The 12,450-nt window shown below is 62.7% G+C and carries 11 protein-coding genes; 8 read left to right on the top strand and 3 right to left on the bottom strand.

Translation table 11 applies throughout. The features are described from left to right. Positions 1-77: 77 nt before the first annotated feature. The 6 genes from M0D67_RS13600 to M0D67_RS13575 all read left to right on the top strand — a co-directional run bounded on the left by M0D67_RS13600 (position 78) and on the right by M0D67_RS13575 (position 7,003). Positions 78-629 carry a MerR family transcriptional regulator gene (locus tag M0D67_RS13600; RefSeq protein ID WP_266238926.1) on the top strand — a complete coding sequence of 184 codons (552 nt, stop codon included), beginning with the start codon at positions 78-80 and terminating at the stop codon, positions 627-629. Further along, entirely contained in the window at positions 626-2,182 is a 1,557-nt protein-coding gene (locus tag M0D67_RS13595; RefSeq protein WP_266238925.1) for an MFS transporter, read from the top strand. The genes M0D67_RS13600 and M0D67_RS13595 overlap by 4 nt, the downstream gene beginning before the upstream one ends. 15 nt (positions 2,183-2,197) lie before the next feature. After that, on the top strand, positions 2,198-3,031 hold the full coding sequence (locus M0D67_RS13590) for a zinc-dependent peptidase (RefSeq protein ID WP_266238924.1): 834 nt from the start codon (positions 2,198-2,200) through the stop codon (positions 3,029-3,031). Between the two features lie 261 nt (positions 3,032-3,292). Beyond that, positions 3,293-3,559: a type B 50S ribosomal protein L31 gene (locus tag M0D67_RS13585; RefSeq protein ID WP_154564764.1), complete on the top strand. Its 267-nt coding sequence runs from the start codon at positions 3,293-3,295 to the stop codon at positions 3,557-3,559. 304 nt (positions 3,560-3,863) lie between these two features. Continuing rightward, a complete protein-coding gene (locus M0D67_RS13580) occupies positions 3,864-5,621 on the top strand; it encodes a glycosyltransferase family 39 protein (RefSeq protein ID WP_154564766.1) in 1,758 nt (585 codons plus the stop codon). A gap of 2 nt (positions 5,622-5,623) precedes the next feature. Next, positions 5,624-7,003 (top strand): MATE family efflux transporter, encoded by a 1,380-nt coding sequence (locus M0D67_RS13575; RefSeq protein WP_171929180.1) that lies wholly within the window; start codon positions 5,624-5,626, stop codon positions 7,001-7,003. Positions 7,004-7,249: 246 nt separating this feature from the next. Here the strand turns inward: M0D67_RS13575 and M0D67_RS13570 are convergent, their stop codons facing one another. Both M0D67_RS13570 and M0D67_RS13565 read right to left on the bottom strand, forming a co-directional pair. Continuing rightward, entirely contained in the window at positions 7,250-7,678 is a 429-nt protein-coding gene (locus tag M0D67_RS13570) for a carboxymuconolactone decarboxylase family protein (protein ID WP_154564770.1), read from the bottom strand. Further along, positions 7,630-8,139 carry a MerR family transcriptional regulator gene (locus M0D67_RS13565; RefSeq protein ID WP_154564772.1) on the bottom strand — a complete coding sequence of 170 codons (510 nt, stop codon included), beginning with the start codon at positions 8,137-8,139 and terminating at the stop codon, positions 7,630-7,632. The genes M0D67_RS13570 and M0D67_RS13565 overlap by 49 nt, the downstream gene beginning before the upstream one ends. 303 nt (positions 8,140-8,442) lie before the next feature. Between M0D67_RS13565 and M0D67_RS13560 the strand changes: the two genes are divergently transcribed. Further along, positions 8,443-9,027: a helix-hairpin-helix domain-containing protein gene (locus M0D67_RS13560; RefSeq protein WP_266238923.1), complete on the top strand. Its 585-nt coding sequence runs from the start codon at positions 8,443-8,445 to the stop codon at positions 9,025-9,027. 176 nt (positions 9,028-9,203) lie between these two features. After that, the gene (locus M0D67_RS13555) at positions 9,204-9,632 is read left to right on the top strand and encodes a YidB family protein (RefSeq protein WP_154564776.1); all 429 of its coding nucleotides are present in this window, start codon (positions 9,204-9,206) and stop codon (positions 9,630-9,632) included. A 168-nt stretch (positions 9,633-9,800) separates the two neighbouring features. Here the strand turns inward: M0D67_RS13555 and clpB are convergent, their stop codons facing one another. After that, on the bottom strand, positions 9,801-12,398 hold the full coding sequence (gene clpB, locus M0D67_RS13550; protein WP_093632636.1) for an ATP-dependent chaperone ClpB: 2,598 nt from the start codon (positions 12,396-12,398) through the stop codon (positions 9,801-9,803). Positions 12,399-12,450: the final 52 nt, after the last annotated feature.

Genomic DNA, 12,450 nt, shown 5'->3' with positions numbered 1-12,450 from the left:
GAGCGCCTCCGCAAACATGAACGTGAACGTACACGTTGTACTATAATGCGGTCAATCCATCCAACCCGGCAACTCCCATGTCAAAGGACTCGCCCACCCTGCTGACCGTCCGAGACGCCGCGGAGCGCCTTGGCGTCACACCACGCACGCTGAAATACTACGAGGAGCGCGGCCTCGTTTCGCCGAGTCGGAGCGAGGGCCGTTATCGTCTGTACGACGACGAAGACCTCAAACGCTTCGGCCGCATTCTGCGTTTGCGCTCACTCGGTTTCTCGCTGCATGGCATCACCGAGATGCTCAAACGCCCGCTCGAATCGGTCGACGGCAGCCACCGTTACTCGCAGGAATCGCTGCAGCAGATTCGTGACGCCCTCGCGCAACAGGTCAGCGCCCTCGACACGCGCATTGAAGCGATGCGCCGCGAACTCAAGGAAGCACAGAAGCTGCGGACCGAGTTGGCGCCCGACCTCGAATATCTCGAGCGCCGCCTCGCAGGAGAAAACGCCGACGTTCTGCTCGAGCAACGGCGCAACGCGCGCGCCGCGGCGGCGGCGGGTCCGTCCGCGAAACGCCGGAAGACGCAGGATGAAGCAGCACCCGATGCCGCAGAGCCTGACAAATCCGCATGAGCGCCACGTCTTCTCGCGTACCGTTGTTTAGCGCCGCAAAACTGCGCGGCGATTTTTTCCCGTGGGTACTGGCCGTCGTCACCGGCCTCGACTATTTCGACAACGCGATCTTTTCGTTTTTCACCAGCTACATCGCGGGCGGCATCAACGCGTCGCCGGATGAACTGGTATGGGCGTCGAGCGCATATGCGGTGGCGGCCGTGCTCGGCATCCTGCAGCAGCAATGGTGGGTCGAGCGTTTCGGTTACCGGCATTACGTCGCCGGCTGCATGCTGCTCTATTCAGTGGGCGCGATCGCCGCCACATTGTGCGAGTCATCGATCGAACTCGCATTCGCTCGCGGATTTCAGGGCTACTTCATTGGCCCGATGATGGGCACCTGCCGCATCCTGATCCAGATGAGCTTTACGCCGCGCCAGCGACCCTTGGCAACCCGCGCTTTTCTGGTGCTGATCGTGTTGAGCAGTGCGCTTGCGCCGCTGGTCGGCGGTCAACTGGTCGCGCATTTCGACTGGCGTGCGCTGTTCGCCTGCACCGCGCCGGTGGGTGTACTGTTTGCCATCCTTGCCCTGCTCGCACTGCCCGACACCGGCAACCGTCTGCCGGAAGAGCGCGGCGCGGCACACTTCTGGCCTTACCTGATCTTCGCGTTCGCGCAAGGCGCGCTGCAAATCGTCATGCAACAAGTGCGGTTCCAGCTGTTCAGCGCCTCGCCGGGGCTGATTCTGCTGACGGTCGCGGGCATCGTCGCGCTTGGCTGGTTCGCGTATCAGCAATGGCATCATCCGGCGCCGCTGATGCGCCTGCACGCGCTGCGCGAAAAGGTGTTTCAGGTCGGGCTCGTGCTGTACATGTTCTACTACTACATCTCGACGGTGTTCAGCTATCTGACGTCGCGGTTTCTCGAGAGCGGCCTCGGCTATCCGGTCGAGAATGCCGGGCGACTGGTTGGCGTGACGTCGCTGATTTCGGCGAGCGCGCTGTTCGTCTACCTGCGCTACGCGAAGCTCCTGCCCCGCAAGAAGTGGATCATCGTGCCGGGCTTCGCGGTGGCCGCATTCGCCGCGGCATGGATGACGCGTATGTCGCCAGGCGTGGGCGAAGCCGCGCTGATCGTGCCGATGCTGCTGCGCGGCTTGCTGTTATTGTTCATCGTGCTGCCGGTCGCGAATCTGACGTTTAGAATCTTCGCCATTGAAGAATTCACGCACGGCTACCGGCTGAAAAACATCGTGCGGCAACTGACGATCTCGTTCGCGACGGCCTCCGTGATCATCGTCGAACAACATCGGCAGGCGCTACACCAAGCTCGCCTCGCGGAGTTCGTCAATCCGTACAATCCGTTGTTCCAGAACTCGCTCGCTGCGCTGACCAGCGGCTTCAGTGCCACCGGCCGCTCGCCGTCCGAGGCGCATTCGCTTGCGATAGTGGAAATCAGCCGGACGGTTGCGCAGCAGGCGAGTTTTCTGGCGTCGCTGGACGGCTTCTACTTCCTGATTGGTATTGCGATATGCGGCGGCCTGTTCGCCGCGTGGCAAAAACAGATCGACTAAGGGTTTCATCAGGCCATGCTCTCGAAACTCACCCAATGGTTCGGCACGCGCCGCCGCGACCGCGCGCTGCGCAACTACGCGATCGAAGACGCGCTTTGGCAGGCCACGCTCGACGACCTGCCGTTCCTCGCTCACCTCGAGGCGCCGGATCGCGTGCGTCTGCGCCAGCTGACCAGCCTGTTCATCGCGCAAAAAGAATTTTCGACCGCGCACGAACTCGAACTGACCGACGCCATGACCGTGGCGATCGCCGCGCAAGCGTGTTTGCCGGTGCTGAACCTGAGCCTCGATCTGTATCGTGGATGGGTCGGCGTGATCGTCTATCCGGGCGAGTTCGTGATCCGCAAGACGGTCGAGGACGAAGACGGCGTGGTGCACGAGGTCGAGCAGGACGCGAGCGGCGAAGCGTGGGAAGGCGGCCCCGTCATCCTCTCGTGGGAAGACGCGCAGATGACGGACGGCTCGGACGCCTACAACGTCGTGATTCACGAATTCGCACACAAGATCGATATGCTGACCGGCGAGGCGGACGGCCATCCACCGCTCATGCGCCGCTGGCATGCACCGCTCGACTCGCAGGCGTGGGCCGACGTTTTCGATCATGCTTACGACCACTTCTGCGCCAAAGTCGACGCCGTGCCCGAGCGCCGCTGGGCACGTTTCGAGCGCGATTCGCTGATCGATCCGTATGCGGCAGACCATCCATCGGAATTTTTTGCCGTTTGCAGCGAGGCGCTGTTCGTCCAGCCGCAGGCCTTCGAGGCGGAGTATCCCGAGCTATACCGCTTGCTGGCGCGGTATTACCGGCAGGATCCGGCGCGGATCGGGCTGACATTTGCTCCGACTTGACGCCCGCCGCCGCGCAAGCGCCCGCCAGATAAGGGCTGCCGCCCCGCCTGCCCATCCGATACGAATCGGCGCGGCGGCACCAAAAACGTGGCGAAAACGAGGCAAACGGCTGCCAAAAAGCTAGCAGAAAGGTCGTCAAGCGACTGATTTTCTGGCATAATCGCCGTTTTTCGACCATAGGCAAGTGGCTCGCGCCTAGATGCTGTCCGCATTCGTAGCGGCTGCTCGCGGGTTGGCTACCGCCAGATTAAAGGAAAGACCATGAAAGAAGGCATTCACCCGGATTACCGCGAAGTCCTGTTCGTCGACATGTCGATCGACTTCAAGTTTGTCACGCGCTCGACCATCCAGACGCGTGAAACCGCCGAATTCAACGGCAAGACCTACCCGCTCGCCAAGATCGAAATATCGTCGGAATCGCATCCGTTCTACACCGGCCAACAAAAGATCATGGACACGGCAGGCCGCGTCGAGAAGTTCAACAAGAAGTTCGGCTCGCGCGCTACCGGCAAGGCAGCAGCGAAGTAATACCCGCCTCGTCGCCGGCCTTGGCCCGCAACGAAGCAGCAGCAAAAAAGGGCAGCGCGAGCTGCCCTTTTTTGTCTCCGCTTCTTCGTCTCGCTTCTTTGTCCCCTTACCCCGGACGCCTGGTCGCACCCTGCCGCCCGTTGCGGCGACGTGTTACAGGCACCCCAATGACGTTGCGAGCCATTACCAGCCGTGACGCGCATCGCACGGCACGACTACAATGCCGGATGCTCCAAATTGGCCATTCCCGCCGGACCATTCGTCCGGTCCCGGCTGCACCGCTTATCCGATATCCACACACCGCATGAGACCTGCCGTTCGCCTCACTGCCTCCGCGACCAGTGCGTTGCCGCGCTGGCTGCTGCTGACCATCTGTATCGTCTACGCATTTTTCGGCCTGTTCGGCCGGGATCCGTGGAAGAACGAGGACGCAGCCGGCTTCGGCGTCATGTGGACGATGGCCAACGGCAGCGCGCACGACTGGCTGCTGCCGAACCTGGTCGGCAAATACATGACGGAAGACGGCCCGCTCGGGTACTGGCTCGGTGCCAGCGCGATCCGCGCGCTCGCGCCATGGGTCGACGCGAGCAACGCGTCCCGCGTCTTCACGGGCCTGCTGTTTTGCGCCGGCTGTGCGTTCGTCTGGTATGCGGCCTACCTGCTCGGCCGGCGCGCCGAAGTGCAGCCGTTCAAGTATGCATTCGGCGGCGAACCGGAGCCGCGCGACTACGGCCGCACCCTCGCCGACGGCGCACTGCTGATCCTGCTCGCCTGCTTCGGCCTTGCCGAACGCGGCCACGAAACCACGCCGCAGCTCGTGCAGTTCTTCGGCATCGCCATGCTCGTGTACGGGCTCGTGCGGATGATCGACAAGCCCATTCAGGGCGCGCTGATCTGGGGCTTGGCGCTCGGCCTCGTGACCCTGTCAAGCAGCCCGGTGCTGGTCGGCGCGCTATTGCTCGGAACCCTGGCGATGGCGCTGATCGTGCGTGAAGCGCGCACGCGCTGGCTGCTGCTGGCCGGTTTGCCGGTGGCGCTCGTGCTCTCGGTCGCGTGGCCAATCGCCGCGCTCGCCGCCTTTCCCGACGACGCGGTCTGGTACCTGAACCAGTGGGTGCACGTCAGCCTGTCGTCGTTCGCCGGGCCGCCCGGCTCGGTGGCAGCCTACGCGCTCAAGAATCTGCCGCTCTTTACCTGGCCGGCCTGGCCACTGGCCCTCTGGGCGTGGTTCAGTTGGTCGGGCCTACGGCGCGCGCCGCACGTCGCGATTCCGCTGTCGGTGATCGGGCCGCTGCTCGTGCTGGTCGTGTTGCAGAGCCATCAGTCGAACCGCCTTTACATGCTGTTGCTGCCGCCGCTCGCGGTGCTGGCCGCCTTCGCGCTGCCCACGCTCAAGCGCGGCGCGATCAACGCGATCGACTGGTTCGCACTGTTGAGCTTCACGATCCTCGGCAGCTTCGTCTGGCTGGTGTACATAGCCGGACTGACCGGCTTCCCGCATCCGCTCGCACGCAACCTGGCGCGTCTCGCCCCGGGTTTTGCGCCGCAGTTCAAAGTCCTGTCGTTCGTGTGCGCGGTCGCCGTGACGATCTGCTGGTTCGTCCTCGTGCAATGGCGTCTCGCCCGTCATCCGAAAGTCCTGTGGCGCAGCGTGGTGCTCTCGAGCGCCGGCACGACGCTGATGTGGGTGCTGCTGATGACGCTGTGGCTGCCGGTGGTCAACTACAGCCGGACCTATAAGGACGTCGCCGAGCAGATCGCGAGCCATCTGCCGGAGGACTACACCTGCATCTCGCCGGTGCGCCTCGGTAACGCGCAGATCGCGACCTTCGCCTATTTCGGCGATATGCATTTCTCGTTCAATCAGGATTGCGACGTGATCCTGCGTCAGGACACCCAGGACTTCGGCGATCCGAGCGCCATGTCGGACTTCATGTGGAAGCTGGTGTGGGAAGGCCGCCGCGTAGCCGACCGCGACGAACGCTTCCGCCTGTACGTGCGGATCGACCGTCCGAAGCCGCCGGTCGTCAAACGCCGCAACTGGCATAAGAAGCCGGACTGAGCATGTTCGCCGACGTACGGAAAATCGCTGGACTCGCATGGCCCGTGCTGATCGGCCAACTGGCGATCATCGCGTTCGGCGTGATCGACACGGCGATGGTCGGCCGCTATTCGGCCGTCGATCTCGCCGCGCTCGGCCTCGGCTCGTCGATCTACATTTCCGTCTACATCGGTCTGACCGGCATCCTCACCGCGCTGCAACCGATCACCGCGCAACTGTATGGCGCGCGCCGCTACACGGAGATCGGCGAGGAAGTGCGCCAGGCCTTGTGGCTCGCGCTCGCATTGACCGTGATCGGCTTTCTGATTCTCTATTTTCCGGGGCGCGTGCTGCAGCTCGCGCGCGTGCCCGAGACGCTGCATGAGCGCACGGTCGCCTACCTGCAGATTCTGGCGTTTGGCTTGCCGGCCGGCCTTGCCTTTCGCGTCTATAGCTCGATCACCAATGCCGTCGGCAAACCGCGGCTCGTGATGATCCTGCAGATCGGCGCACTGCTGCTCAAGGTTCCGCTCAACACATGGTTCATCTTTGGCGGACTCGGTGTGCCGGCGCTCGGCGGACCGGGTTGCGCGCTTGCCAGCACCACGATCAACTGGGGGCTGGCCGTAGTGGGGATGCTGCTGTTAACGCGCGTCGACGTGTTCAAGCCGTTCGCGATCTTTGCCCACTTCTGCTGGCCCGTCTGGCGCCGGCAGGCGGCGCAACTGCGCCTCGGCATTCCGATGGGTCTGTCGTACCTGATCGAAGTCACCTCCTACACGTTCATGGCGCTCTTCATTGCGCGCTTCGGCACGACGACGCTCGCCGGCCACCAGATCGCCGGCAACATCGGTGCGGTGCTCTATATGACGCCGCTGGCGATCGGGATTGCCTCGTCGACGCTGGTCGCCCAGGCATTAGGTGCGCATCGCCCGGAAGCGGCGCGCACGCTGTCGCGGCACGGCATCATGATGGCTGTGGCGATTGCCTGCTGTTACGGCGTGATCGTGCTGGTGCTGCGGCCGTACGTGATCGAAGGCTATACGCCGAACGCGCAGGTCGCGGCGGCGGCGATGCCGCTGGTGCTGATCGTCGTGTGCTATCACCTGTTCGATGCGTTGCAGATCACCACCGCGTTCGTGCTGCGTGCGTACAAGGTGGCGGTCGTACCGACCGTTATCTATGCGGTTGCGCTGTGGGGCGTGGGGCTCGGCGGCGGGTATCTGCTCGGATTTAATGTCACGGGTTTTACGCCGGAATGGCTGACCGGCGCGCGCGGCTTCTGGGTCGCCAATACGGCGAGCCTGGCGATTGCCGGCATCGGTTTGCTGTTGTACTGGCGTGGTGTGAGCAAGCGGTATTTGGGTGCCGAGGCGGTGGTCAGGGTGGATTCGGCGGCTTGAGGAGGCTTGTTGGGCTCAATCGGCTTGCTGCCCTTGCCGGGCTTGCCGGGCTTGCCGGGAGCATTCGACCGGATCGTGGGAGTTGGCGTGCAAGACCGCCGGAAAAGCCCCACCCATGCTAGCTGGGTTTTCCGGCCATATCCGCAGCGCGACGTCGAAGTGGCATGCGATAGCGGACCGTTAGTTGCATGTTGGACGCTGTAAAAAACGGCCGCACCCGGCAGCCGCCCGCCCTTCTCTCTTGTCTCAAGCCGCCTGCGCCTCTTTCGGTGCCTGCCGCTCCTCCAACGCCAGATCGCGCCGCTCGAAAATCTCCCGCGCCGCGAACAGCGCGTTCAGCGCCGCCGGGAAGCCCGCATAGAGCGCCATCTGCATGAACACCTCGACGATCTCCTCGCGCGTGCAGCCGACGTTCAACGCTGCCTCGATATGCACCTTCAACTGCGGTTGCGCACAACCGAGCGTCGCCAGCGATGCAATCGTCGCGATCTCGCGGGCGCGCAGGTCGAGTTGCGGCCGGCTGTAGATATCGCCGAAGCCGAATTCGATCACCAGGCGTCCGAAATCCGGCGCGATCGGCGCAAGCGCGGCGATCACCTGCTCGCCGGTCGAGCCGTCGATTTCCTTCAGTTTGTCCCAGCCTCGGGTGTAGCGATCGTTTTGTGCGTGTTCCATGGTGAGTCCTTGTCCGAATGCGAAAGTGATTGGGTTTCGTCGATCTGTCGTGTCGGATTGCTCGCGGCGGGCGTCCGCTCAACGGTTTGCTGCGCAGATGCTTCGTAGTAAGCGATTTTGTCGATGATCGCGCCGAGATTGCTTTGCAACTCGGCGATCCGCGCCAAAACGGCATCCCGATGCGCCACCAGCAAGTCGCGGCGCTCACCCACCGTAGACTGACCTTCTGTCCGCAGTGCCGCGAACGCCTGCATCCCAGCGATCGGCATACCGGTCGCCTTCAGGCGCATCACGATCTGCAGCCAGTCGAGATCGGCCGGCGAATACAGGCGATGCCCCGCCTGCGTGCGCCCGACCGCCCGAATCAGGCCGGCCTGCTCGTAATAACGCAGCGTATGGGTGGAGACGCCGATCGTTCCGGCGACCTCGCCGATGGTGAGTGCTTTTGACATTTTCGACATGACGGAACTCAGGTTAGGACTTCGAGTGCACTCTAAGTCAAGTGGAAGGCGCTGTCATTTATCCGCCTTGTCATTATTTACGGTGGATCGATAAACTCATAACTGCTTAATCACCAGGCAAAAGCTTCAAATATTGTCCAGCCTGATTTACTTGTCATGAATCGATCGGTATAAATCGTCGGCGTTCGCAAATAAGGGTGCGCAATTTGTTCTATGCTTAAGCGCAGCGCCTGCTGACAAGGTGCGTCGTCCCGAGTTTTCCCTTTGCGGCTAACTTTTTTTGCCCTCAATGGAGTGCTTGCCATGCTGAAGAAGCTTTTGATGCTTTGCGTTGCTTTGGCTTTGTCGCTGTCGGCCGGATTTGCGGCAGCCGTCGAAGTAAATTCCGCCGATCAGGCGGCGCTCGAATCGGTCAAGGGTATCGGGCCGGTGCATGCGAAAGCGATCATCGACGAACGCACCAAGAACGGCCCGTTTAAGGATGCCGATGATCTCGCCACCCGCGTCAAAGGCATCGGCACCAAATCGGTGACCAATCTCGAAGCAGCCGGTCTGACGATCAACGGCTCGTCCACGCCGCCTACGGGCGCCAAGGCTGCCTCGAAATCCAGTAGCACCGCCAGCACCAAGGCGGCGCCTGCGGCGACTACCGCGGCCGCGACAACAACACCAGCGGCACCGGCTGCGCCTACCGAGGCATCCGGCACCAAAGCGTCGAAGTCGAAGAAGAAGAGCAAGGCCGCGGCGTCCGACGCGGCGGCTGCTTCCGCGCCGGCCACAGCGGCCGCTGCCAGCGCGCCGGCCGACGCATCCGGCACCAAGGCTTCGAAGAAGAAGGCGAAGAAGAGCAAGGCTGCATCGGCTGCGGCAGCCTCTGGCGGGGCGTAAATCGGGTTGAGTACCGGCCGCATGGCGGCCTCGCCGGTCACGCGCGATGCGCGCGTGATGCACACATAAGCGCGGCCCCGCTTCCGTCTACCTTCCTTCCACCGGCGCCGCGCGACCGCGCGGCGTTTTCACCCGCTGACTCGTCAAACACGGGTCGGCATTCAAGAGAGACCGTCATGAGCCTACTCGACACTATCGGTTCCCTGGTTGGCAAATCGCCTGAAGGCGGTGGCCAGCAAGCCCTCGTTTCAGCCGCGCTGGAATTCGTCAACAACCAGCCGGGCGGCCTGAACGGCCTGATCAGCAGCTTCAAGGAAAAGGGCCTCGGCGACGTCGTGTCGTCGTGGGTCAGCAACGGCGAGAATCAGGCGATCTCGCCCGACGCCCTGCACAGCGTGCTTGGGTCGGACGTCGTCACCAACCTTGCGGCGAAGGCCGGCGTGCAACCGGATCAGGTCACCGGTCTGCTGTCACAGATTCTGCCGCACGTCGTCAACGCGGCGACGCCCAATGGTGAAGTGCCCGCCGAGGGCCAGGTGAACGCGAGCAGCGTGCTCGGCGCGCTCGGCAGTCTGTCGTCGCTGTTCGGCAAGGGCAACGCGTAACGCCGAACGTATCGGCCGCCGCCGCGCTGATCCGGGCGCACCGCGGCAAATAAAAAGGGCAACGAATCTTGATTCGTTGCCCTTTTTTCATTCGTCCGCCAGGGGCAGTTCACCACGTCCGCCCTGTCGGAGCTGCGATACGCGCCGCAGGGGTGACTAGAACACCACTTAATGCACGACGCGGTCGAACACCAGCTTGCCGTCTTCCACTTCGACCGGAATCACATCCTTCGGACCGAACTTGCCGGCGAGTATCAGCTTGGCGACCGGGTTCTCGATCTCCTGCTGGATTGCGCGCTTCAGCGGCCGCGCCCCGAACAGCGGATCGTAGCCGACCTTGCCGACGTGCTCGAGCGCCGCGTCCGACACCACCAGTTGCATGTCGAGCTTGGCAAGCCGTTCATGCAGACGCTGCAACTGAATCCGCGCGATCGACTGGATGTTCGAACGGTCGAGCGCATGGAACACCACGACGTCGTCGATCCGGTTCAGGAACTCGGGCCGGAAGTGCAGCTTCACTTCTTCCCAGACCGCGTCCTTCACCGCTTCCTGCGGCTCGCCGACCATCGCCTGGATCACCTGCGAACCGAGGTTCGACGTCATCACGATCACCGTGTTCTTGAAGTCCACGGTACGACCCTGGCCGTCGGTCATGCGGCCGTCGTCGAGCACTTGCAGCAGGACGTTGAACACGTCCGGATGCGCCTTCTCGATTTCGTCGAGCAGGATCACGCTGTACGGCTTGCGGCGCACCGCTTCGGTCAGGTAACCCCCTTCCTCGTAGCCGACGTAGCCCGGCGGCGCGCCGATCAAACGCGCGACGCTATGCTTCTCCATAAACTCGCTCATGTCGATGCGGATCAGATGATCTTCCGAATCGAACAGGAACGACGCCAGCGCCTTGCACAGCTCGGTCTTACCCACGCCGGTCGGCCCAAGGAACAGGAACGAGCCATACGGCCGGTTCGGATCCGCCAGACCCGCGCGTGAACGGCGAATCGCATCCGCCACCGCGGTGATCGCTTCGTCCTGACCGACCACGCGGTCGTGCAGCTTCTCTTCGATCTGCAGCAGTTTTTCGCGCTCGCCCTGCATCATGCGCGACACCGGAATGCCGGTGGAACGCGAGACGACTTCAGCGATTTCTTCCGCGCCGACCTGCGTGCGCAACAGACGCGGACGCGTCGGGTTGTTCTGCTCCTTCGCTTCGGCCTGGGTCACTTCCTTCAACTGCGCTTCAAGACCCGGCAGCTTGCCGTACTGCAACTCGGCGACCTTCTCCAGCTTGCCTTCACGCTGCAAGCGAACGATTTCCGCACGCGTTTTTTCGATGTCTTCCTTCAACTGCGCGCTGCCCTGCACCGCCGCTTTTTCCGCGGTCCAGATTTCTTCGAGGTCCGAATATTCGCGATCCAGCCGCTCGATTTCTTCTTCGATCAGTTGCAGACGCTTTTGCGACGCTTCGTCCTTTTCCTTCTTGACGGCTTCGCGCTCGATCTTCAACTGGATCAAACGACGGTCGAGCCGATCCATCTCTTCCGGCTTCGAGTCGATTTCCATCTTGATCTTCGAAGCGGCTTCGTCGATCAGGTCGATGGCCTTGTCCGGCAAAAAACGATCCGTGATGTAGCGATGCGACAGTTCGGCTGCCGCGACGATCGCCGGGTCGGTAATGTCGACGCCGTGATGCAGCTCGTACTTTTCCTGCAAACCGCGCAGGATCGCGATGGTCGCTTCGACCGACGGTTCGTCGACCAGCACCTTCTGGAAGCGGCGCTCGAGCGCGGCGTCTTTTTCGATGTACTTGCGATATTCATCGAGCGTGGTGGCGCCGACGCAATGCAGTTCGCCGCGCGAAAGCGCCGGCTTGAGCATGTTGCCGGCGTCCATTGCGCCTTCGGCCTTGCCCGCACCGACCATCGTGTGAATTTCGTCGATGAAGACGATGGTCTGGCCTTCGTCTTTCGCGATGTCGCTCAGTACGGCCTTCAGGCGTTCTTCGAACTCGCCGCGGTACTTCGCGCCGGCCAGCAACGCCGCCATGTCCAATGACAGCACGCGCTTGCCCTTGAGCGTTTCCGGCACTTCGCCGTTGACGATACGCTGCGCGAGGCCTTCGACGATCGCGGTCTTGCCCACGCCCGGCTCGCCGATCAGCACCGGATTGTTCTTGGTGCGGCGTTGCAGGATCTGGATCGAACGGCGAATTTCGTCGTCGCGGCCGATCACGGGGTCGAGCTTGCCGGCCCGCGCACGCTCGGTCAGGTCAACGGTGTACTTTTTCAGCGCTTCACGCTGGCTTTCGGCGTCCTGGCTATGCACTTGCGAACCGCCGCGCACCGCCGCGATCGCGCTTTCCAGCGACTTGCGCGACAGGCCATGCTGGCGCGCCAGACGCCCGGCCTCGCCTTTGTCGTCGGCAACCGCGAGCAGGAACATCTCGCTCGCGATGAACGTGTCGTTGAGTTTTTGTGCTTCCTTGTCCGCCTGGTTCAGCAAGCCGGTCAGTTCGCGGCCGATCTGCACGTTGCCGTCGGTGCCCTGTACCTGCGGCAGGCGCGTGATGGCATCGTTCAGCGCGGTTTGCAGCGCCTGGACATGCACGCCGGCACGCGAGAGCAGCGAACGCGCCGACCCGTCCTGCTGGGCGACGAGCGCCGAGAGGACATGAACCGGTTCGATGTATTGATTGTCGTGACCAACGGCCAGACTCTGCGCGTCGGCCAGTGCTTCCTGGAATTTAGTAGTAAGTTTGTCGATTCTCATCAAGAGACCTCCAATTTCAATTACCACCAAATTGAGGCGTTTTACGCAGGTT

It is taken from the genome of Paraburkholderia sp. SECH4 (assembly GCF_030511745.1).
Classification (GTDB): domain Bacteria; phylum Pseudomonadota; class Gammaproteobacteria; order Burkholderiales; family Burkholderiaceae; genus Paraburkholderia; species Paraburkholderia madseniana.
The sequence above is the reverse complement of the archived record's forward strand: the minus strand, read 5'-3'. Positions and strand labels throughout refer to the sequence as shown.